We start from the raw sequence: 21,741 nt of genomic DNA on the forward strand, positions 1-21,741 counted from the left end.
AAGGGAGTCATTATGTTTGATCTGGATAACATCGCAGCAGAAGAGACCGCGGTAAACGACCTCGAAGAGGTGGTGATGGGGCTGATTATCAACTCCGGACAAGCGCGTAGTCTGGCTTATGCCGCGCTGAAGCAGGCAAAGCAGGGAGATTTTGCGGCGGCTAAAACCATGATGGAACAATCGCGCATGGCGCTGAGCGAAGCGCATCTGGTGCAGACCCAGCTGATTGAGAGCGATGAGGGAGAAGGCAAAATGAAGGTGAGCCTGGTGCTGGTGCATGCGCAGGATCATCTGATGACCTCAATGCTGGCACGTGAGCTGGTTGCCGAATTGATTGAGCTGCACGAGAAGGTACAATAGGTCATCGACACGATGAGGCAACCAAAGATGATGACCACTGAAATCAGTACCGCCCGGGAGCAACAACTCTTTAACGGCAAAAACTTTCATGTGGTCATCTATAACAAAACGGAGAGCGTAAGCGGGCTTCACCAGCATGATTATTACGAGTACACCATCGTTTTAACCGGGCGCTATTATCAGGTTATTAATGGCAAGCGGGTGCTGCTGGAGCGCGGGGATTTCGTTTTTATCCCAATGGGGTCGCACCACCAAAGCTTTTATGAATTTGGCGCGACGCGCATTCTGAACGTCGGTATCAGCAAAAGTTTCTTTGAAAAACACTATCTGCCGCTGCTGCCGTTTGGTCTGGTTGCTTCTCAGGTCTATGCCGTTAAAAGTACTTTTCTCAGTTATATTGAGTCGGTTATTGCATCACTGAATTTTCGCGAAACTGAATTTGACGAATTTATCGAGCTGGTCTCCTTTTATACTCTGAATCGGCTCCGACATTATCGTGAAGAGCCTGCGGAAGACGTCATTCCGCAATGGCTGAAAAATACCGTGGAGGGGATGCACGATAAGCTTAAGTTTGGCGAGGGGGCGCTGGAGAATATGGTTGAACTTTCCGGGAAAACCCAGGAGTACTTAACTCGGGCAACCCAGCGTTATTACGCCAAAACGCCGATGCAGATGATTAACGATATTCGCATCAACTTCGCTAAAAAACAGTTAGAGATAACCAACTACTCGGTGACCGATATTGCCTATGAGTCGGGGTACAGTAGCCCAAGTTTGTTTATTAAAACATTCAAGAAGCTGACTTCTTTTACCCCCAGCAGCTATCGGAAACACCTCACCAGTATTAATTAACCGGGCGCGGAATAGTCCGCGCGGTCTAAATATTCAAATTAACTGTCCGTATTTACACGGAGAGCGGGTGTCGCATACGCGTTATCCGCAAGGGAGAAAAAGATGAGCCAGAAATTGAAGGTAGTGACTATCGGCGGCGGCAGCAGCTATACCCCGGAATTACTGGAAGGGTTCCTGAAGCGTTATCATGAACTGCCGATTAGCGAACTGTGGCTGGTGGACGTCGCGGAAGGGCAGGAAAAGCTCGATATTATCCATGCGCTGTGCCAGCGCATGGTGGAAAAAGCCGGCGTGCCGATGAAAGTCTACAAGACCCTCGATCGCCGCGCGGCGCTGGAAGGCGCAGATTTCGTAACGACCCAGCTGCGCGTTGGCCAGCTCAAGGCCCGCGAGAAGGACGAGCGTATCCCGCTGAGCCACGGCTATTTAGGCCAGGAAACCAACGGCGCGGGCGGACTGTTTAAAGGTTTGCGCACTATTCCGATCATTTTTGACATTGTGAAAGATGTGCAGGAAGTCTGTCCGAATGCCTGGGTCATTAACTTTACCAATCCGGCGGGGATGGTCACCGAAGCGGTTTATCGTCATACCGGCTTCAAGCGTTTTATCGGCGTGTGCAATATTCCGATTGGCATGAAGATGTTTATCACCGACGTTCTGCAGCTGAGCCCGAGCGATGAGCTCAATATCGATCTGTTTGGCCTGAACCATCTGGTATTTGTGCGCGATGTACTGGTTAACGGCGTTTCACGCTTTGACGAGCTGCTGGACGGCGTGGCATCGGGTCGATTGAGCGCTAACTCGGTGAAAAATATTTTTGATTTACCCTTTAGCGAAGGACTGCTTCGTTCGCTGCGCCTGATCCCTTGTTCCTATCTGCTCTACTACTTTAAGCCAAAAGAGATGCTGGCGATTGAAATGGGCGAATACTACAAAGGCGGCGCGCGCGCGCAGGTGGTGCAGAAGGTTGAGAAACAGCTATTTGAGCTGTACAAAGATCCGGATCTGAACGTTAAGCCGAAAGAACTGGAACAGCGCGGTGGGGCGTATTATTCCGACGCGGCCTGTGAAGTGATTAACGCCATTTATAATGACAAGCAGGCCGAGCATTACGTGAACGTGCCGCATCATGGTCACGTTGATAACATCCCGGCAGACTGGGCGGTCGAGATGACCTGTACGCTGGGCCGCGACGGCGCGAAACCGACGCCGCGCATCACGCATTTCGATGAGAAAGTGTTGGGGCTGATTTACACCATTAAAGGTTTTGAAGTTGCGGCCAGCGAAGCGGCTATCAGCGGTAAACTGGACGATGTACTGCTGGCGCTTAATCTGAGCCCGCTGATCCACTCCGATCGCGATGCTGAAAAGCTGGCGCGGGAGATGATCCTCGCGCACGAGCAGTGGCTGCCAAACTTTGCGGCGACTATCGAAAAACTGAAACAGTAACGGGAGCGGCTAATGGAACGCGTGTTAATCGTCAATGCCGATGATTTTGGCCTCAGCAGGGGGCAAAACTACGGCATTATCGAAGCTTGCAAGAACGGTGTGGTCACCTCCACGACGGCGCTGGTCAACGGCGCGGCGATTAGCCACGCTGCCCAGCTTAGCCGCTGCGTCCCGGAGCTGGCTGTTGGGATGCACTTTGTCCTGACGCTGGGCGAGCCGCTGGCGGCGATGCCGGGGCTAACCCGCGAAGGGCGCTTTGGAAAGTGGATTTGGCAGATGGCGGAAGAGGGCAGCCTGCCGCTGGACGAAATCGCTCACGAACTGGAGCGTCAGTATCAGCGTTTTGTCGAGCTGTTTGGCCATGAACCGACGCATATCGACAGCCATCATCATGTCCATATGATCGCGCAGATCTACCCCATCGTCGCGGCGTTTGCCCGCAAGAAGGGCGTGGCGCTGCGGATCGACCGCCAGCTAGCGACGCTGTCAGGCCTGGCGCAGGATGCCGCGCGCAGTAGTGATGGATTTGCCAGCGAGTTCTACGGGGAAGGGGTTTCGGAAGCGCTGTTTCTGCAAACCCTGGATGCCTCTGTCCAGCGCGAGGAAAAATCGCTGGAGGTGATGTGTCACCCGGCGTTCGTGGATAACACGATAATGGGCAGCGCCTACTGCTATCCGCGACTGACCGAACTGGATGTGCTGACCGCCGGGTCGCTGAAGTATGCGATTGCCGAGCGCGGCTACCGGCTTGGAACCTACCGCGATGTATAAAGGGAAGTGAGAAGCCCGGCATCTCTGCCGGGCTTTTTTTACGCCGGGATCGCGGCGATTTTAGCGCTTCTCGACCACACCCGATGCGCCGCCATCAGGGTGATCAGTTCATCCATTGATTGGCTATCAATGGCATCGGTCTCAACAATGCCTTCTTCGCCCTGAGCGGCAACCTGCAGCGGCGCTTTGCACTGCCGTGCATCGCCTGCCAGCAGAATCGGCTTCAGGTGTTTGTATGCTTCCAGCAGGTAATAGTTGAAATCACCGTTGCTGCTCAGACTTTGCAGATCGCCGCCGGGAACGATGACTGCATCCACGGTCAGCGATGGCGACCCGGCAAAGGTTCCGGCTACCGGCAGCTCGGTGCCATCATCGGCCTGCACTTTCCCCATTCGTGAATAGAGTAATTTGGCATGTACCCCGTGCGCTTTCAGCGACTTGAGCAAAGTCAGCAGCTCTTTGGCAACCGGACGATCGTTAAGCAGTACCGCCACCACCCGGCCTTTTACGTCGCCGCTGGGAATGGCGTACAGGCTTAGCGTCGGATCCTTTTTCAGGCCGTTGACATCTGGCGGCGGCGTAATGCTGCGCTGTTCGTCCGTGAGCTCAATACCCAGGTTTTTACCTACGGCCTGAGCCAGCTGCAGGTCGATATGCGCCAGCTGATCGACCACCCGCTCGCGGATCCACTCTCTGACAACCTTGCTCAGCTCGAAGCTGAATCCGTCGATAATATGCTGCTGCTCAATTGGCGTCTGGCTACGCCAGAATAGCAGGGGTTGAGAGTAATACTCGCCAAAGGAAGGGCTACGCTGGCGAATTTTTTCTCCGTCAATCCGCTCGGCATATGATTCGAAGCCGCCGCGTTTAGCGGCCGGCGGCGTCTCCCGCGGCCAGTTGTTATTGATGGAGTTAGGTTCATAGTTTGCCGGGTTGGTATCAATATCCATCCGGTGCATGCCGTCGCGCTGGAAATTATGATACGGGCAGGTGGGTTTATTAATCGGAATTTCATGGAAATTCGGCCCGCCGAGGCGGCTAATCTGCGTATCGGTATAGGAGAAGAGTCGGCCCTGCAGCAGCGGGTCGTTGCTGAAGTCTATTCCTGGAACGATATGCCCGGGATGGAAGGCCGCCTGTTCGTTTTCGGCAAAGAAGTTATCCGGGTTGCGATTAAGGACCATCTTACCGACGCGCTGCACCGGAACCAACGCTTCCGGGATGAGCTTGGTGGGATCCAGCAGATCGAAATCAAAAGCAAATTCATCCTCTTCCGGGATCAGCTGTAATCCCAGCTCGTACTCAGGATAATCTCCGGCTTCAATCGATTCCCATAAGTCACGACGATGGAAATCGGGGTCGCGGCCGGTCAGCTTTTGCGACTCATCCCACACCAGGGAGGCCTTACCCGCGACCGGCTTCCAGTGGAAGCGTACGAAGGTCGCTTTACCTTCCGCGTTAATCAGGCGGAAGGTGTGGATGCCAAACCCTTCCATGGTACGGTAGCTGCGGGGTAGCCCGCGGTCCGACATCGCCCACATGACGTTATGCAGCGTTTCAGGCTGCAGCGAGACGTAATCCCAGAAGGTATCGTGCGCGCTTTGCCCCTGCGGGACGGCCCAGTGCGGTTCCGGTTTCACCGCATGGACAAAATCGGGAAACTTGATCGCATCCTGGATAAAAAAGATCGGCGTGTTGTTGCCGACCAGGTCAAAGATACCCTCGTCGGTATAAAACTTGGTGGCAAAACCGCGGATGTCGCGCACCGTATCGGCGGAGCCAGCGCCGCCCTGAACGGTGGAAAAACGGACGAATACCGGCGTTTTTTTCTGCGGGTCGCAGAGGAAAGCCGCTTTGGTGATGTCGCTTAAATCGCTGTACGCCTGGAAATAGCCGTGCGCAGCGGAGCCGCGGGCATGAACGATGCGCTCGGGAATTCGTTCATGGTCAAAATGGGTTATTTTTTCACGCAGGATAAAATCTTCCAGCAGCGTGGGGCCGCGTTGACCCGCGCGCAGCGAGTTCTGGTCGTCAGCGATGCGTAGACCCTGATTGGTCGTAAGCGCAGCATTCTCACCGCCTTTACGCTGTTTCTCGAGGGCATCGAGCTTTTCGCTGGTCGTATCCGGAGCCTTCATGCTACCCGGCGCCGTCGGCTCTTCGCCCGGCGCGGTCGGGTGCGGCGTGGGCTGCCAATCCTGATCTTCTGGCGCTAATGCGCCCAGGCCAGGTTTTGCCGCCCGGTCATCATGCACCGGTGATTGATGGGATTTCGGGTTATGGGGTTTATCAGACATTGCACGCTCCTGCTTTCATTACTGAAAATGGTCTTTGCTAAACCAAAACCCTTCTAATTGTAGAACATCATTTCAAGAATATATTTTTATAAGAGTTTTGCTACTAAAGGACCGCAAGCAGGGGGCGACGAAAGCGGGCGTTTTCGGCTATGATAGGGGTTTCTGTTTACCGCCGTATTTAGTGAATTTATTTGTCATGAAACCACTTCGCCAACAAAATCGTCAGGTCATTAGCTACGTGCCTCGAGTGGAGCCTGCGCCGCCGGAACACGCCGTCAAAATGGATGGTTTTCGCGACGTTTGGGTTCTGCGGGGTAAATACGTCGCCTTTGTGCTGATCGACGAACGTTTCCGTCGCTCCCCACCGTTTAACGTGCCGGAAGCGGCGCAGCGCTGGGCGACGCAAATGAGGCAGGAAGGTGAAATCGACGCCTGAATGAGCCGGGACAATAAAAAACCGCTGAAAATTCAGCGGTTTTTAGTTTCTGACTACGCGAAGGGCATATCGACTTAGCGGTGTGCCAGCTCCGCATCGTCATCGCTATCGAGAATAGCTTTATCGGTTTGGCGCAGCCACTGGCTGGTCAGGGTACCGGCGGTCATTGAGCCGCTAACGTTCAGCGCCGTACGGCCCATATCAATCAGCGGTTCAACCGAGATTAACAGCGCCACCAGCGTGACCGGCAGCCCCATCGCCGGTAAGACGATCAGCGCGGCAAACGTCGCGCCTCCGCCCACGCCTGCGACGCCGGCGGAACTGACGGTGACGATGCCAACCAGGGTAGCAATCCACAGCGGATCGAGCGGGTTAATACCGACCGTCGGTGCGACCATCACCGCCAGCATCGCCGGATAGAGTCCCGCACAGCCGTTCTGTCCGATGGTAGCGCCGAACGATGCTGAGAAGCTGGCAATGGATTCCGGCAGGCCCAGACGACGGGTTTGCGCTTCCACGTTCAGCGGAATAGACGCCGCGCTGGAGCGGCTGGTGAAGGCGAAGGTCAGAACCGGCCAGACTTTGCGGAAGTATTTCAGAGGGCTCACGCCGTTGACCGCCAGCAGCAGGCCGTGCACCACGAACATGATGCCCAGACCAATATAGGAGGCGATAACGAAGCTGCCGAGCTTGATAATGTCCTGCAGGTTAGAGCCCGCAACCACTTTGGTCATCAGCGCCAGTACGCCGTACGGCGTTAACTGCATGACCAGACGCACCAGCTTCATCACCCAGCTCTGCAGCGTATCGATAGCGGTCAGCACGCGCTGGCCTTTGGCGACATCGTCTTTCAGCAGCTTCAGCGCCGCGACGCCGAGGAATGCAGCGAAGATTACCACGCTGATAATCGACGTCGGGTTCGCGCCGGTCAGATCGGCGAACGGATTTTTCGGCACAAAGGAGAGGATCAGCTGCGGGACGCTCAGGTCGGCGACTTTACCGGCATAATTACTCTGAATGGCGTTGAGGCGTGCGGTTTCCGCGCTGCCCTGGACCAGGCCTTCGGCTGTCAGGCCAAACATGTTAGTCACCAGCACCCCGACCAGCGCCGCAATCAGCGTAGTAAAGAGCAGGGTACCGATACTGAGGAAGCTGATTTTACCCAGCTGCGAAGCGTTATGCAGGCGGGCCACCGCGCTCAGAATCGAGGCGAAAACCAGCGGCATGACGATCATTTGCAGCAGTTGAACGTAGCCGTTACCGACGATATTAAACCACTGGATAGAGTCCTTCAGTACCGGGCTGTCGGAGCCATAGATTAGCTGTAACGCCAGGCCAAAAATAACGCCGATAACCAGACCGACCAGCACTTTTTTAGCGAGGCTCCACTGTTTATGGCGGGTTTGGGCCAGCGCCAACAGTAAAACCGCGAACACAACTACGTTCGCTATTAATGGAAAGTTCATCCCCGTTCTCCTGATATCTTTTATCACCAGGTTGGTCAATAACCAACTCTTATGACGGCAAGGGTAGCAGAAGGCGTAATCCGTTCCTTATATTCAAATGGAATTGATTATAACTATTTGAATAATTCGCTGCTTTATCGTCCAGTCTGGTGACTAATAAAGCGATGAAAGGTAGTTTGCAGTGAATTTATCATCTCAGATGACCAGCGAACGGCGCTGTTTTCGGCAACGTTTTGCGGCATCCACACGGCGTAGATGAACAGCGCCATGCACAGCGCGCGCTCCAGTTGATTACCTTTTCGCGGCGCAAGAATAGGGAAGCGAAAGCGCCAGCGGCAGGGCCAGAGCAGCGGAACCCCGGCAGGGGTAAGCATGTCGGCAAGAATATGGCTGAGGTAGCCCAGCACCAGGCCCTGAACCGCATCCGCCGGGACGATCCAGCTATCCGGAACCTTCAACGAGAAAATCGCCACCGCGCCAAAGACCACCAGCAGGCTATGGGTGAAGCCGCGATGGCCGAAGGCGCGGGCAATCGGTTTTGATATCCAGCTTAATCGTTGCCCGAGAAACGACTTGGGGTGATCGATATCCGGCAGCAGACAGGTCAGGATGGCGGACGGAACGATATGCCACCAGTCACCCTGGGCCAGCACGGGGGTTAATTCCGCATTTTTCGCAAATACCGCACAGGCAATAGAAAAGAGGAGGTGGCCTTCCGCCGTCATGATAAACACCCTAAACTGTCAATTCATACAGTATAGGGTTTTTATACAGTGTGCGGAAGAGGTGACGGTGTAACTCTTTGTCACAAGACCATCAGCGTGCCAGCCAGCCGCCGTCCACCGCCAGGGTATAGCCGTTAATGTAATCCGCCGCCTGGGAAGCAAGAAAGACCACCGGTCCCTGCAGGTCTTCCGAAACACCCCAGCGTGCGGCCGGGATACGGTCGAGGATCTCTTTGCTGCGTTCGGCATCGTCGCGCAGCTGCTGGGTATTATTGGTAGCCATATAGCCCGGCGCGATGGCGTTAACGTTAATACGATGTTCCGCCCATTCGTTGGCCATCAGGCGGGTAATGCCCAGCACGCCGCTTTTGGAGGCGGTGTATGACGGGACCCGAATACCGCCCTGAAATGAGAGCATTGAGGCGATATTAATAATTTTTCCGCCGTCGCCCTGCGCGATGAACTGTCTGGCGACCGCCTGAGACAGAAAGAAAACGGATTTCAGATTCAGGTTAAGCACGTCGTCCCAGTCCTTTTCGCTAAAGGTTAGCGCATCGGCGCGGCGTATGGTTCCGGCATTATTCACCAGAATGTCAACCCGGCCCATGGCGGCCACGGCCTGAGTAACAATGGCTGCGATCTGATCCTGACGGCTCAGATCGGCCTGAATAGCGGTAAAGCGTCGGCCCAGCGCCTGAACCTTCTCTGCGGTTTCGTGAGGGATCCGGCGATTCACGCCGACGATATCGCACCCGGCCTGCGCAAGGCCCAACGTCATTCCCTGGCCCAGTCCGGTATCACAACCCGTCACGATAGCGACCTTGCCCGTAAGGTCAAAGGCGTTCAGTACCATATGCACCCCTGTATGCTGATTTTATGCGTCAAATAACGCCGTTGGGACAAGCATAGAGGGCGGGAGAAGAAAAGACAAATAAAAATGAAACGCTGTTTTAATTTTGTGATGATGGGGCGATGCCGCAACCCCATCATCAGCGATGCCTTTAGCCGAGCAGGTCGCTCAGGGTCAAAGATTCAAGGGTGGCAAGCTTGACGTCGGCCAGCACGAAGCGCGGGTCATGGCTATTTTCCGCTTCCGGTACGACGACAGAGCGCATCCGCGCCGCTTTGCTGGCAATCATCCCGTTGACCGAGTCTTCCAGCGCCACGCAGTTCATCGGGCTGACGCCGAGACTGGCGGCGCAGTTCAGATAGACCTGCGGGTGCGGTTTGCTGTACGGCAGCATTTCGGCGGAAGCGAGGGCGTCAAACTGGTCGCGTAGTTCAAACATGGCGAGGACTTTTTCCAGCATTCGCAGCGGCGATGCCGACGCCAGGCCAATTTTCAGTCCCTGTGCTTTACACATCGCCACCGCTTCCCGCGCCCCCGGCAGCAGCGGACGCGCCTCTTCCACCAGTTGGATAGCGCGATTGATGATCCGCGTGGTGACCTCCGCGCGGTCCGGGCCCTGCCACGGCTGTTGGGCAAACCACAGGTCGACGACTAAATCGATGCGCAGCCCGAGAATATCCGGCATTTCATTGCGGCGACGAATATCCACCCCAAGGCTGGCCATTACCTCCAGCTCTGCTTTGTCCCATAGCGGCTCGGAGTCAATCAGTAATCCATCCATATCAAAAATCGCGGCGTGAATCTGGCGCCTGGCTGACATAAGTCCCTCTCCTGTAGCGTAAGTAGATAACGAATCGGCACTCATGGTATATCATACCGCGCATTATTGGGCGAAATTCGCCGACGAAGGTAGACTAAGAGTGGATAGGCGTCTTAACAAGGGGAATCCATGACGTATCAACAAGCTGGACGCATTGCAGTACTTAAACGAATTCTGGGATGGGTGGTATTTATCCCGGCGGTTATCTCAACGCTGATCTCCGTGCTGAAGTTTATGTACGAGCACAGCGAGAAAAAACCGGGCATCGACGCGGTGATGATGGACTTTTCTCATGTGATGATCGAGATGATGCGCTTTAACACGCCGTTCCTCAATTTCTTCTGGTACAACTCGCCGCTGCCGGATTTTAAGCACGGCATGAATATAGGTTTCTGGATCATCTATATTCTGGTGTTTGTCGGCATGGCGCTACAGGCTTCCGGGGCGCGGATGGGGCGCCAGGCGAAGTTTCTGCGCGAAGGCGTTGAGGATCAGCTGATTCTGGAACAGGCTAAAGGAACGGAAGGGCTGACGCGCGAACAAATTTCCGCACGGGTTGTGGTGCCGCGCCACACCATCCTGGTGCAGTATTTTCCGCTGTACGTCCTGCCGGTAATTATTATTGTGCTGGGCTACTTCTTCTTTTCTTTACTCGGTTTTCTGTAAACAATCGGCCCGGATGCCCCGGGCCGGCTGAATCACAGAGTCGGCAGTGCGCGCGGTTTTCCCTGATTATCCACCGCGACGTAGATAAACAGCGCTTCGGTGGCTTTGTAGCGCTGGCCGATGGGCTCAGACGACACTTTCTTAACCCACACTTCCATATTGATAGTTATCGACGTATTGCCGCGCTTCACGCAGTTGGCGTAGCAGCACACGACGTCGCCGACCGCCACCGGGCGCAAAAAGGTCATGCCGTCGACGCGCACGGTCACGACGCGACCGTGGGCAATTTCTTTGGCCATAATGGCCCCGCCAATATCCATTTGCGACATCAGCCAGCCGCCGAAAATATCGCCGTTTGCGTTGGTGTCCGCCGGCATCGCCAGGGTGCGTAAAACCAATTCGCCCTTCGGCGCAAGATCTGTTGTTGTCATTCTCTACTCTGTACTGGTCAAAGACGATCAGGCGGATGCTACTATGAAAATGAGGTTGAGAGAATAGGGGAATACGCCCGCTATAGCGGGCGTGAGGGGGGTTAGAAAGAGAGCGTGACGCCAGCGTAATAGGCGCGACCCGGTTCGTTATAGGTCGAAGCGCCTTCGTTTTCCCGATAAATTTGCTTATCGAAGAGGTTACTAATCCCGGCATTCAGCCGCAGGTCTTTGGTTAGCTGATAGTTGCCGCCGACGCCGACGACAGAATACGCGCCGACTTCATTGGTGGCCAGAACGCCATCTTCTTTGCGGATTTCTGCGTATTGGCGCGGTTTCTGCCGACCATACATCGTCCAGTTGACGTTCGTCGAGAACTTGCTGGTCACCTGCCAGTCGAGCGAAGTGTTGATGGTATATTTCGGAATAACGGACAGCGGGTTGCCGGTATCTTTGTTTTCCGATTTGATCATATAAGTGGCATTGGTGCGCCAGCTGAGCGTATCGGCAATGAGCGGAACTAGCAGCGTGCCTTCAAGGCCTTCGACGACCGCTTTCCCGCCGTTCTCCCACTGCAGGATATTATATCCGCCTGAAGTGGAGCCCAATACGTCGGTACCGGAGACGATCTTGTTTTTGTAGTCGTTGCGGAACCAGGTGATGCCGGCATTATAACCGTTGAGGTTAAACTCAAGGCCGAGCTCTTTGTTGACGCTGATTTCCGGGTCAAGATCCGGGTTTCCCAAAAGATAACAACTAGTATTCCCGGCGATGTTGATTGGGCAGCCGTTACCGCGCGTAGAGAGCAGGTAGCCTTTGCTCGACTGATACAGGTTCGGCGCCTTAAACACGCGGGCAATGCCCGCCTTAACCTTAAACATATCGCCCAGATCCTGCGACAGGTTCAGGCTCGGGCTCCAGTTGCTGCCGAAGTCGTTATGATAGTCGAAACGCAGGCCGGGGATAATATTGGTTCCCGGCGTCGCTTCGATATTGTCTTCCAGATAAATACCGGTCAGCGTGGCGCTGTTTTTAGGGCTGCGTTGCGAAGGATCGCCGGACATCCCCGGCAGCGTTTCCGTCGTCGTAGTGGCCTGCATCGAAGCCGGATCGTTCAGTTCATCACGGTTCCACTCCATCCCCACAGTCAGGGTCTGTTCTGTGAGCCAGTTAAAGGGAAGATTCACTTCAGCGGTTGAGCGCCAAGACTCCAGGCGGCTGGTGTCGTAGACATCGCTATTGATCATCCCTTCTACGCGACCGGTGGTGCCCTCCTGCAGACGGGTATTGTTGGTTTTTTCGTAGTAGACGCCCGCTTTCGACTGGCCCCAGTCCCAGATCCCGTTGTAGGTCAGGCCCCAGGTCTGCCGGTAAAGCCGGTTGGTTTCCTGACCGTACAGCGTATCCACCAGGCCATTTGGGCTCATATTACTGTTGCTGTATTGCGTATCGCCGGCATAGATATTGCCCTGACGGCTGTAGGCGTAGCTGAAGTCGAGGATCTGCTGCGGGGTGACTTTCCACGACAGCAGGGCGTTAATATCTTTGTTGCGCACGCCTTCGCGGCCCGCCGCATAAGAGCCATTTTGCGCGCGGTTAATATCCCAGGCATCGGGTTCCGTTTTGTTAATGTTGCCATACAAACGCATGGTCAGGGCATCCCCGGCCAGCGGTCCGTTGAGGCTGAAGTTAGCCCGGTTAGTGGCGCCTTCTTTGTTATTTTCCGGCTGATTGGTATAGAGCGAGAGCGATCCGTGCCAGTCGTTGGTGGGGCGTTTGGTGATAATATTGACGACCCCACCCGCAGCGCCAGAACCGTAGCGCGCAGCGGCGGGTCCGCGCAGAACTTCAATGCGTTCCACCATTTCCGGCGGTACCCAATTGCTGTCGCCTCGGGTATCACGCTCGCCGCGCCAGCTATAGCGTACGGAGTTGCGGGAAGTGACGGGCACGCCGTCAATAAAAATCAACGTGTTTTCCGGCCCCATCCCGCGAATGTCGATCTGCCGGTTGTTGCCGCGGCTGCCGCTGGCGCTGTTGCCGGTCAGGTTTACGCCGGGCATTTTACGGATGATTTCTGACAGATCGTTAACCGGAGGGTCCTTAGCAATATCTTCAGCGGTAATGATCGAGACGCCCGGCTGCTGCTTCAGCGCCTCTTCGGCCGTTCCGTGAACCACCATGGTCTCCGTATCCTGTTCCACCTCTTCGGCGAATACCCCTGGGCTGAGTAAGCCTGCAATGGCCAGGGCCAGGGGCGTTGCTATGTGATTTTTCTGCGTTCTCATTATAAATATCCATATCAAGTCATGAAAAATTGAGATCGAGAATATCAATGATAATTATTATCATTTCAATAAAGTGAAGATAATCTCCATCAAATCCTCACAATTGCCGCAACTTTCCGGTATGTGACAGACATCATGGAGAAACCGGCGGGGCTTACCCTCACCGGCTTCCAGGTGCGATTGTCAGGAGGCGGGCGTCTCTTTGTCGGCCTTTTGTCGGCTTTTTTGTGACTGGTACCACTCCGGGAATTCTGACAGCCTGATGCCAGTCGGCACATCGCTCTGTTTTCGGCAGGCTATACGCTGCGAACGATAAATACCGCTATAGCCTGAGACCAGCCAGGCCACCACGCAGGCCAGCGCGGCGTAAATACCGATTTCAGAACCAAACAGCTCAATCGCCATCAGCGTTGAGGCAACAGGCGTATTCGCCGCCCCGGCAAAGACGGCGACAAAACCTATTCCGGCCAGAAAGCCGAGCGGCATATGCAGCAGCGGCGCCAGCGCATTGCCCAGCGTCGCACCGACATAAAACAGCGGAGTGACTTCACCACCTTTAAATCCGCTACCTAAAGAGACGGCGGTGAAGAGCAGTTTGCCTAAGCTATCCCACGGTGCCAGCGGTTGCTGGAAAGCGTCCACTATCACCGATATGCCCAGGCCAATATAGCGCTCTCCGTGCAGCAGCCAGACCGCGCAGGCAATCGCCAGTCCGCCAATAAACGGCCGCAGCGGCGCGTAGTGAATCCGTTTTTTCATCAACGCGCCGATTGCCTGCGTGCTGTCGGCAAAAATGCGCGCCGCGAGGCCAAAGCAGCAGCCGGCGATAATGAGTGCCAGCAGCGTCCAGAGCGTTAGCGTGGGAAAGCCGGTAATAAAGTAGTGCGTATGCTGCACGCCCCACATGATGCCAACCCGATCGGCAATAATTGCGGCAAACAGGCAAGGAAGAATGGCGTTGTAGTTTATCCGTCCGATAGCCAGAACTTCGAGCCCGAAGAGCGCTCCGGCGAGCGGGGTACCGAAAACCGAAGAGAAACCGGCGCTGATCCCGGCCATCAGCACCATTGACCGTGCATCGTGGTTAAGACGGAAAATGGCCGTGAGGCGATCGGCGATCGAGGCCCCCATCTGTACCGCCGTGCCTTCACGCCCGACGGAGGCGCCAAACAGATGAGAAACAACGGTGCCGAAAAATACCAGCGGCGCCATCCGTAGGGGAATGACGCACTTAGGGCCATGGATCTCTTCCAGAATCAGGTTGTTGCCGGCCTCCACGCAGGTACCGTAGCGCAGATAGATCCAGCCGACGGCAAATCCGGCAAACGGCAGGAGCCAGATAAGCCAGCGGTGAGCTTCCCGCGTTGCCGTAGCCCACTCCAGTGAGAAAAGAAAAAATGCCGAGGCCGTGCCCGCCAGCACCGCAATGATAAAAGCGAGGAGCAGCCATTTCCCGAGGAATAAAAGCAAAGAGAGTGATGAAAAGCGGTATGCGCGCATCGTCGGATCCTTAGAAGATGAATCTTCCCGGACGCGGTGCCAGCCATTCAGATAGGCCTGCCCATTCCCGGTCCGGGAATAAAAAGCAGGCATCATTAGCCACATGGCGGTTCAAGGAGGAATGCCATCTCCTGTGAGAAATATCTTACATTACGAATCGATTCAGCTGAAGTGGTTTATACAAGGGGGAAACGAATAACACGGCGCGTCGGGCGGCGCACCGTGGGGGAAAGGTTAATGGTTGTCGTCCTGCGGCATATGGCGATAAATATACACACCGCTCAGCAGGGTGAATACCAGCGTCAGAGCGGTCAGGCCGAAGACCTTGAAGTTGACCCAGATGTTCTGCGGCAGCCAGAAAGCGATATAGATATTTGCCAGCCCGCAAAGGATGAAAAACACCGCCCAGGCCAGATTGAGACGTGACCACACCTGCTGCGGCAGCGTCAGCTCTTTACCCAGCATACGCTGGATCAATGGCTTCTTCATCACCCACTGGCTGAACAGCAGGGCGCTGGCGAACAGGACGTAGATAACCGTCACTTTCCACTTAATAAATTCGTCGTTGTGGAAAAAGATGGTTAAGCCGCCGAATACAGCGACCAGCACGAAGGTAATTAACGCCATTTTTTCGACTTTGCGATAGCGTACCCAGCTGTAAATCAGCACGATAGCGGTGGCGATAATCAGCGCGGTCGTCGCGGCGTAGATATCATAAAGCTTGTAGAATGCGAAGAAGACTACCAGCGGTAAAAAATCCAGAAACTGCTTCATACATCGATTCCGTCGTTCAGGTAGGGGCAGGTCGCGCCGCCCCGGGTTAAGTTAGTTACGAATGAGCATATACAAGCGGAATAAATAGATCAGCAACAATGCGGAGATCAGATTGCTGAGGGTATTTATTACCACCGCGCCAACGTTTGGCGTCAGGACCGCGAAGCTGGATGCAAACAGCAGAAGCAGCGTTTTCGCCAGCAGCCAGCCGATAATTGCCGGCGCCACCAGGCGTACGTTGGCCCAGGCCAGGCGCATACTGCTACGCATGGCGCTGAAAATACCAACTTTATCCTGTACCAGCATGATCGGCGCGAAAGAGAGCACAATGGCAAGCAGGACGCCCGGCACCACCACCAGCATCATCCCCATCTGCACAACAAACGTCGTCAGCAGGATCAGCAGCAGCAGCTTTGGCAGCACCGGCGCGGAAGCGCCGATCGCACGCAGGGCGCTGACTCTCTGGCCGGCGGAGACCACCTGGATCATCAGCAGAACGCCGCCGGCAAGAATGGCGTTACCAACCAGCCCGGAGAAGGTCGAGGCTGCGGACGCGCGCAGCAGAATTTGCTGCTGCTCCGGCGTCATGCTCTGAACCAGTTCGAACAGCCCGCCGCTGCCCGCCAGGCTATCGCCCTGACTCAGAATCGACAGTTGCTCTTCACTGGGTGAAAAGGCATGGCCAAGTACTACCGTAATGAACGCGCATAACAGCGCAATCAGCAGGATAGTAACGAACTGATTGCGGAAAAAGTTCCCGGTGTCACGGTAGACGGACTTCGCCGTGATAGACATGCATTCTCCTTGAGTATTGCAGGTATTAACTAGCCGGCGATTGTACCGCAAATCGCGGCTGGGTAGCAGTCTCTGCTCCTGTGCGCTAAGTATATCTTTGTAAATAGAAGGGGAAATCGGTGATGACCTCTGTTGAGAAGCGACAAGGGAGAACTTGATACATCTCGTTTATCACTGATTGCATTGAGAAAGTGAAAATTAATCTGGATCAATAAATGTTAAATTTGCCCACTTAATGTGATCTATGTTGGATCAAACATAACTCATTATGGGTATATTCTTGCGCTGAATAACCATAATGAGGAAGTGGGTATGAAAAAGTTAGCAGCGGCGGTTGTTATTCTGGGCACGCTTTCCACCGGTAGCGTCTGGGCGCATGAAGCTGGGGAATTCTTTATCCGTGCGGGTTCGGCTACGGTCAGACCATCAGAAGGCGCGGGCGGAACGTTAGGCAGTCTGGGGGGCTTTAACGTTAGCAATAATACTCAACTGGGCCTGACGTTCACCTATATGGCGACGGACAACATCGGCGTAGAGCTGCTGGCCGCCACGCCGTTCCGCCACAAAGTCGGAACGGCGGCAACCGGCAATATTGCGACCGTTCATCATTTACCACCGACGCTAATGGCACAGTGGTACTTTGGCGACGCCAGCAGCAAGCTGCGTCCGTATATTGGCGCAGGTATCAACTACACGACTTTCTTTGACGAAAGCGTGAACGATACGGGTAAAAAGACGGGCATTTCTGACCTGAGCCTGAAAGACTCCTGGGGAGCCGCGGGGCAGGTGGGGATGGACTATCTGATTAACCGCGACTGGCTGATTAACATGTCGGTGTGGTACATGGATATCGACACCACCGCCAACTATAAGCTGGCGGGCGCGCAGCAGCACGACAGTATTCGTCTGGATCCGTGGGTGTTTATGTTCTCTGCGGGATACCGGTTCTAAACTCTTGCTCAAAGCTGGTCGTCATGACCAGCTTTATTGCACGTCCCGACGCGAAGTCCGCTGCCGCGATTGCCGATGCGTCATTTGCCGCAATCAATCCGCGGAACGTCCGCGTCAACCGCTACTCATTACCCCATTTATTCAGGAATACCGCGATATCATCGATCCGCTGTTCATCAATCCCCGCCTGTATGGCCATCTCTCCCTGCGCCTCCTCGCTGATTTCCTCGTTATTCATCAGCCGCGTAATCAGCAGTTGAAAATAGCGCGCCAGGGGCTCACGTTCTGACTCGCTGACGGGCTCGGCGGACTCCGTCGAATACTCATCCGCAATGTCGTAAAATTTCAGTGGTACTTCTTCGTGCATAAATCGCTCCCGGGATAGAGGTTGTGCCTGCGTTTACTGCATTGAATACTATCATTCCTGTAGGGCTTTATCTCGGGAGCGCGCTGAAAAAAGACGGTATAGCCGGCACCGGGCCTGGCCGGCCTGTGACGGCAGGCGTAGCGGTATTGACGATCTCTTATTAGTGGCTACAGGTTTTGCAAAGATCCCTCAGATGAGTGGATAGCTAAGAAATAAATTGTTTTCTTTTATTCAATACATGCATGAATTTATTAAGATCCTGAGTGCCTTTTATTTTAAAATCATGCATAACGTTTTTTTTATGCGAGTACACGGTTTTATAGTTGACTTTTAACTCACGGGCTATTTGCATTTGGTTCAATCCAAGACTGAGAGCATGTATTACTTTTGACTGCGCATGGGTTATTGATTTACATGGGCAGTTGATACAAAGATTTACCTTTGGTGCAATATCTTCATATCCTCTTAATAAAAATAAATTTATATGAATGTATATTTTCCCCGTAATCACAGGAATTGAATCGGATTTGTATAAAAATAAACAATCTTTTGTGCAGTTAGGAATTTCACTTTTGGAGGATACGCTTTTTTTCTCTTGAAGAATAAATAGCAAGCTTTTTTCTTTTTTATATTTCAACTCATCATGGCACAAAAAGATCTCTCCAGGTTCCATTTCGGTGAATATGATATGTGCTTGTGCAATGTTGCTTTGAGTGTACTTATCTTCAAAGATAACGTTTTCGTCTGTGGTGATGGACTCCATAACCATTTGTTTTATAGCGTGTTTTGAGTAGACGTTTTTGGTATTGATCAAAATATTAAGCATACATAGATTCACATAGTTATTAATATATGCACTCTGATTTAAAAGAATGCCGGTAAAAATATAGCTGTTAAAAAAGTGAGCTTAATAGTCGCGATCTGCTTTTAAAGTTTAAAATAAGATATTGTAGGTCTGCAAAAAAAGCAACATTTGTCTGCAAAATGAGATTTGAGATATTTTTTCTAAGAAAAATCTTATTTTTCATATAGCTGGGGTTTACAGGCTCCATTTTTGTGAATGTGCTCCGCGATAAATTTTTATTATGCACAAAAAGCTTAGTGTCAATACTTAATTACTGGTAAAATACCAACGGGCTAAAATTTGATATGGATGTCATTTACCGCAATGAAAGAAAATGTTTTTAATGAAATAGTTGAATGGATTGAGTCTCGCCTGACAATAAATCCATCGGTCGAAGATATCGCCCGTGGCGTGGGATATTCGCGGCGTTCAGTTTATAATATATTCCATGAATATGCCGGACTGCCTGTCGGCAAGTATATCAGAATGCGCCGCATGACGCTTGCTGCCGGTAAACTCAGGCTGACTCACCAACCTATTTCATCTATAGCCTGCTCACTGCATTTTGACTCTCATCAAACCTTTTCCCGCGAGTTTAAAAAAGCCTTTGGTCGCTGCCCCAGCCAGTATCGACATTCAGCATACTGGGATATGTCGGCGCTCTATCAGAAGGTGGGGCCGCAGGGCGACAGACTGCCTGTACCCTGGCTTTGTTTTCTCGAAGAGCAAACCTTTTCTGGATACGGCTTCACCTATACGCTCTCCCTGGCCGAGGGTATCTGCGCCAGGAAAAATGTCACCAGGCGGAAAATCGCGGCGGAAATGCCGGGCGGCGAGCGAGACATCTATATCCTCTCTGAATTCTCACCTGCCGCCGATAATCTCTATAAAGTGACCATCGGCAGTTTTATTGGTGCACCAGTAAGCTCACGGGAACGCCCTTTCCGCGAGATAAGGGTCGCTAAGCGGGGTTTATACCTGGGCATGGAATTTAGCGGTAGCTGGGAGGATTATGTTTTACTGTCAAATAATGTTTATATGAAACATCTTCCTGAGCTCGGGCTGTATCGCCGCGAGGGCTACGATATCGAACGTTTTGTTCAGCCGCAAAACGTGACGTCAGGAAACGATCGGCCTTATTACACCATCCAGTATTTTGTCCCGGTGGCCTATCTTTAGCGATTGGCTCACGCTCTCTGCCGCCACTAGTGGTGCCCGCAAGGTATGACCCAGTCAGACCCTGCATTGACACGAGAGACCACTGCTATCCACATTCGTACAGAGTTGGAGGGTAGGCTGACAGCTTTCCTGGTAATAGGTGTTTCGGATCGCGGCTGGAGGCCGCGTCCGGCGCGCTATCGGGAGGGACATACTGGATGTCGGCCATAAAAAAAGCCCGCACAAGTGCGGGCAAAAATACTGGAAGCAATGTGAGCAATGTCGTACCGAATACCTGAGTTGTTTACTCAACTATTCGGTAATGAGAAAGATAATATTTCTCATTTAAGATATCAACCCCAATTTTTGTGCGGCAGCGATCTTTTTACATTGAGGTGTTCATCGGGCATTTACAGGCTGCTATCCCCCTTGAAGCCGTCCCGTTCATAAAAGGATGTCTCTCGGGCGCAAAAACGGCCGATAGCTATGATGTTGGCCGGATGGCCGCAAAAAGAGGTGATGGCGCGGTTTCGTCTGACGCGTAAATACGCCGACAGCTTACCGCTGAAATAACCGCCCGGCCCAGGGCCGGACGGCAAGCATCATCAGGCGGCTTTAGTGGCGGCTTTCAGACTGCGGGCGAAGGTCTTTAATTCTGCCAGCATGGCCTGCGGGTCGTTCACGTTGCGCTCGATAATTTTGACGATGGCAGAGCCGGAAATCGCCCCGGCCGCGCCTGCGTCAATCGCGGCGGTAACCTGCTCCGGCGCCGAGATGCCAAATCCTTGCAGCGGCGGGGCGGCGTTGTACTCGGCCAGCTTTTCAATCAGATGATGCAGCGGCAGCGCGGCGCGGTTTTCCGCACCGGTTACGCCCGCCCGCGACAGCAGGTAGGTATAGCCGCGCCCGTAAGAGGCGATCTGGCGCAGCAGGTCGTCATCGGCATTCGGCGGGCAGATGAAAATCGGCGCGATGTTGTGGCGCAGCGCGGCCTGGCGGAACGGCGCGGACTCTTCAACCGGCACATCGGCCACCAGCACTGAATCGACGCCAGCGCGTTCGCACGCGGCGTAGAATTCATCGATACCGGGGCTGAACACCAGGTTGGCGTACATCAGCAGCCCGACTGGAATCGTCGGGTGCTTCTGGCGAATCGCCGTCAGCATCTCGAAGCATTGCGCGGGCGTCACCCCGGCGGCAAAAGCGCGCAGGGTGGCGTCCTGGATCGTCGGGCCATCCGCCAGCGGGTCGGAGAAAGGAATGCCCAGCTCCAGCGCGTCGGCACCGGCTTCAATCAGCGTATCGATAATTTTCAGCGACAGCTCAGGATTAGGGTCGCCGAGGGTGACGAAGGGAACAAACGCGCCTTCCCGGCGAGCTTTCAGTTGTGCAAACAGCGTCTCATAACGTTCCATCAGATTTCCCCTCGCGCTTTTAAAATATCGTGTACGGTGAAGATGTCTTTATCGCCGCGGCCGGAGAGGTTAACCACCAGCAGCTGCTCTTTTTCCGGGTTTTCGCGCATCATTTTAAGCGCGTGCGCCAGGGCATGGGAGGATTCCAGCGCCGGAATAATCCCTTCATGGCGGGAGAGCGCTTTAAAAGCATCCAGCGCTTCATCATCGGTAATCGATACGTAATCGGCGCGACCAATGCTGTTTAAATAAGCATGCTGCGGGCCAACGGACGGGAAATCCAGACCGGCGGAGAGGGAGTAGGACTCCTCAATCTGCCCCTCATCGGTCTGCATCATCGGCGATTTCATACCGAAGTAGATGCCCACGCGGCCGTGCTTAAGCGGCGCCCCGTGTTCGCCGGTTTCGATCCCATGTCCGGCGGGCTCCACGCCAATCAGGCCAACGGCGGTGTCGTCGATAAAGTCAGCGAACATGCCGATAGCGTTGGAGCCGCCGCCAACGCAGGCGATAACCGCATCCGGCAGGC

General features: G+C 53.9%; 22 protein-coding genes and 1 riboswitch. Of the genes, 8 read left to right on the forward strand and 14 right to left on the reverse strand.

Translation table 11 applies throughout. The features are described 5' to 3' along the window. Positions 1 to 12: 12 nt before the first annotated feature. The 4 genes from chbA to chbG all read left to right on the forward strand — a co-directional run bounded on the left by chbA (position 13) and on the right by chbG (position 3,432). Positions 13 to 360 carry a PTS N,N'-diacetylchitobiose transporter subunit IIA gene (chbA, locus tag HMPREF3178_RS02245; protein WP_004101342.1) on the forward strand — a complete coding sequence of 116 codons (348 nt, stop codon included), beginning with the start codon at positions 13 to 15 and terminating at the stop codon, positions 358 to 360. Positions 361 to 372: 12 nt separating this feature from the next. Further along, complete coding sequence (gene chbR / locus HMPREF3178_RS02250) at positions 373 to 1,212, forward strand: transcriptional regulator ChbR (RefSeq protein WP_071530309.1); 840 nt, start codon at positions 373 to 375, stop codon at positions 1,210 to 1,212. A gap of 102 nt (positions 1,213 to 1,314) precedes the next feature. Next, complete coding sequence (locus tag HMPREF3178_RS02255; RefSeq protein ID WP_017146074.1) at positions 1,315 to 2,661, forward strand: 6-phospho-beta-glucosidase; 1,347 nt, start codon at positions 1,315 to 1,317, stop codon at positions 2,659 to 2,661. A gap of 12 nt (positions 2,662 to 2,673) precedes the next feature. Beyond that, the gene (gene chbG / locus HMPREF3178_RS02260; protein WP_017146073.1) at positions 2,674 to 3,432 is read left to right on the forward strand and encodes a chitin disaccharide deacetylase; all 759 of its coding nucleotides are present in this window, start codon (positions 2,674 to 2,676) and stop codon (positions 3,430 to 3,432) included. A 38-nt stretch (positions 3,433 to 3,470) separates the two neighbouring features. Here chbG and katE read toward each other — a convergent pair whose 3' ends face one another. Then, positions 3,471 to 5,729 carry a catalase HPII gene (katE, locus tag HMPREF3178_RS02265; RefSeq protein WP_016808509.1) on the reverse strand — a complete coding sequence of 753 codons (2,259 nt, stop codon included), beginning with the start codon at positions 5,727 to 5,729 and terminating at the stop codon, positions 3,471 to 3,473. Between the two features lie 196 nt (positions 5,730 to 5,925). Here katE and cedA point away from each other — a divergent pair, with 196 nt between their 5' ends. Beyond that, positions 5,926 to 6,165: a cell division activator CedA gene (cedA, locus tag HMPREF3178_RS02270; RefSeq protein ID WP_024274048.1), complete on the forward strand. Its 240-nt coding sequence runs from the start codon at positions 5,926 to 5,928 to the stop codon at positions 6,163 to 6,165. A 74-nt stretch (positions 6,166 to 6,239) separates the two neighbouring features. Here the strand turns inward: cedA and HMPREF3178_RS02275 are convergent, their stop codons facing one another. The 4 genes from HMPREF3178_RS02275 to hxpB all read right to left on the reverse strand — a co-directional run bounded on the left by HMPREF3178_RS02275 (position 6,240) and on the right by hxpB (position 10,026). After that, a complete protein-coding gene (locus HMPREF3178_RS02275) occupies positions 6,240 to 7,631 on the reverse strand; it encodes an L-cystine transporter (protein WP_017146071.1) in 1,392 nt (463 codons plus the stop codon). A gap of 134 nt (positions 7,632 to 7,765) precedes the next feature. Further along, entirely contained in the window at positions 7,766 to 8,356 is a 591-nt protein-coding gene (locus HMPREF3178_RS02280) for a metal-dependent hydrolase (RefSeq protein ID WP_004101351.1), read from the reverse strand. A gap of 91 nt (positions 8,357 to 8,447) precedes the next feature. Beyond that, positions 8,448 to 9,209 carry a 2-dehydro-3-deoxy-D-gluconate 5-dehydrogenase KduD gene (gene kduD, locus HMPREF3178_RS02285; protein ID WP_017146070.1) on the reverse strand — a complete coding sequence of 254 codons (762 nt, stop codon included), beginning with the start codon at positions 9,207 to 9,209 and terminating at the stop codon, positions 8,448 to 8,450. Between the two features lie 148 nt (positions 9,210 to 9,357). Continuing rightward, positions 9,358 to 10,026: a hexitol phosphatase HxpB gene (gene hxpB / locus HMPREF3178_RS02290; protein ID WP_004112390.1), complete on the reverse strand. Its 669-nt coding sequence runs from the start codon at positions 10,024 to 10,026 to the stop codon at positions 9,358 to 9,360. Between the two features lie 129 nt (positions 10,027 to 10,155). Here hxpB and HMPREF3178_RS02295 point away from each other — a divergent pair, with 129 nt between their 5' ends. Further along, on the forward strand, positions 10,156 to 10,692 hold the full coding sequence (locus HMPREF3178_RS02295; protein WP_017146069.1) for a YniB family protein: 537 nt from the start codon (positions 10,156 to 10,158) through the stop codon (positions 10,690 to 10,692). A gap of 32 nt (positions 10,693 to 10,724) precedes the next feature. Here the strand turns inward: HMPREF3178_RS02295 and yciA are convergent, their stop codons facing one another. From yciA to HMPREF3178_RS02320, 5 genes are all read right to left on the reverse strand, one after another. Continuing rightward, on the reverse strand, positions 10,725 to 11,123 hold the full coding sequence (yciA, locus tag HMPREF3178_RS02300; protein WP_004101357.1) for an acyl-CoA thioester hydrolase YciA: 399 nt from the start codon (positions 11,121 to 11,123) through the stop codon (positions 10,725 to 10,727). Between the two features lie 101 nt (positions 11,124 to 11,224). Next, a complete protein-coding gene (locus tag HMPREF3178_RS02305; RefSeq protein ID WP_017146068.1) occupies positions 11,225 to 13,408 on the reverse strand; it encodes a TonB-dependent siderophore receptor in 2,184 nt (727 codons plus the stop codon). A 183-nt stretch (positions 13,409 to 13,591) separates the two neighbouring features. Next, the gene (locus tag HMPREF3178_RS02310; protein ID WP_023329578.1) at positions 13,592 to 14,908 is read right to left on the reverse strand and encodes a voltage-gated chloride channel family protein; all 1,317 of its coding nucleotides are present in this window, start codon (positions 14,906 to 14,908) and stop codon (positions 13,592 to 13,594) included. A gap of 79 nt (positions 14,909 to 14,987) precedes the next feature. Then, a riboswitch (Fluoride riboswitch) is annotated at positions 14,988 to 15,049 on the reverse strand. A 93-nt stretch (positions 15,050 to 15,142) separates the two neighbouring features. Beyond that, positions 15,143 to 15,682, reverse strand: a complete 540-nt coding sequence (locus HMPREF3178_RS02315) for a septation protein A (protein ID WP_004101360.1) — start codon at positions 15,680 to 15,682, stop codon at positions 15,143 to 15,145. Positions 15,683 to 15,733: 51 nt separating this feature from the next. Next, the gene (locus HMPREF3178_RS02320; RefSeq protein ID WP_017146066.1) at positions 15,734 to 16,477 is read right to left on the reverse strand and encodes a YciC family protein; all 744 of its coding nucleotides are present in this window, start codon (positions 16,475 to 16,477) and stop codon (positions 15,734 to 15,736) included. A 312-nt stretch (positions 16,478 to 16,789) separates the two neighbouring features. Here HMPREF3178_RS02320 and ompW point away from each other — a divergent pair, with 312 nt between their 5' ends. Then, a complete protein-coding gene (gene ompW, locus HMPREF3178_RS02325; protein WP_004101362.1) occupies positions 16,790 to 17,428 on the forward strand; it encodes an outer membrane protein OmpW in 639 nt (212 codons plus the stop codon). A 121-nt stretch (positions 17,429 to 17,549) separates the two neighbouring features. Here the strand turns inward: ompW and HMPREF3178_RS02330 are convergent, their stop codons facing one another. Together HMPREF3178_RS02330 and HMPREF3178_RS02335 are read right to left on the reverse strand one after the other, a co-directional pair. Further along, positions 17,550 to 17,795, reverse strand: a complete 246-nt coding sequence (locus HMPREF3178_RS02330) for a YmjA family protein (RefSeq protein WP_004101363.1) — start codon at positions 17,793 to 17,795, stop codon at positions 17,550 to 17,552. A gap of 205 nt (positions 17,796 to 18,000) precedes the next feature. Continuing rightward, the gene (locus HMPREF3178_RS02335; RefSeq protein ID WP_004101364.1) at positions 18,001 to 18,621 is read right to left on the reverse strand and encodes a helix-turn-helix transcriptional regulator; all 621 of its coding nucleotides are present in this window, start codon (positions 18,619 to 18,621) and stop codon (positions 18,001 to 18,003) included. A gap of 342 nt (positions 18,622 to 18,963) precedes the next feature. On the opposite strand from HMPREF3178_RS02335, the gene HMPREF3178_RS02340 reads away from it, so the two are divergent. Further along, positions 18,964 to 19,818: a helix-turn-helix domain-containing protein gene (locus tag HMPREF3178_RS02340; RefSeq protein WP_004101365.1), complete on the forward strand. Its 855-nt coding sequence runs from the start codon at positions 18,964 to 18,966 to the stop codon at positions 19,816 to 19,818. Between the two features lie 584 nt (positions 19,819 to 20,402). Here the strand turns inward: HMPREF3178_RS02340 and trpA are convergent. Together trpA and HMPREF3178_RS31480 are read right to left on the reverse strand one after the other, a co-directional pair. Continuing rightward, on the reverse strand, positions 20,403 to 21,212 hold the full coding sequence (gene trpA / locus HMPREF3178_RS02345; RefSeq protein ID WP_004101366.1) for a tryptophan synthase subunit alpha: 810 nt from the start codon (positions 21,210 to 21,212) through the stop codon (positions 20,403 to 20,405). Next, a partial coding sequence (locus HMPREF3178_RS31480) for a pyridoxal-phosphate dependent enzyme (RefSeq protein WP_228705115.1) occupies positions 21,212 to 21,741 on the reverse strand: 530 nt, incomplete at its 5' end. The genes trpA and HMPREF3178_RS31480, both read right to left, overlap by 1 nt.

It is taken from the genome of Klebsiella sp. HMSC09D12, from assembly GCF_001808475.1.
Taxonomy (GTDB): Bacteria; Pseudomonadota; Gammaproteobacteria; order Enterobacterales; family Enterobacteriaceae; genus Klebsiella; species Klebsiella oxytoca.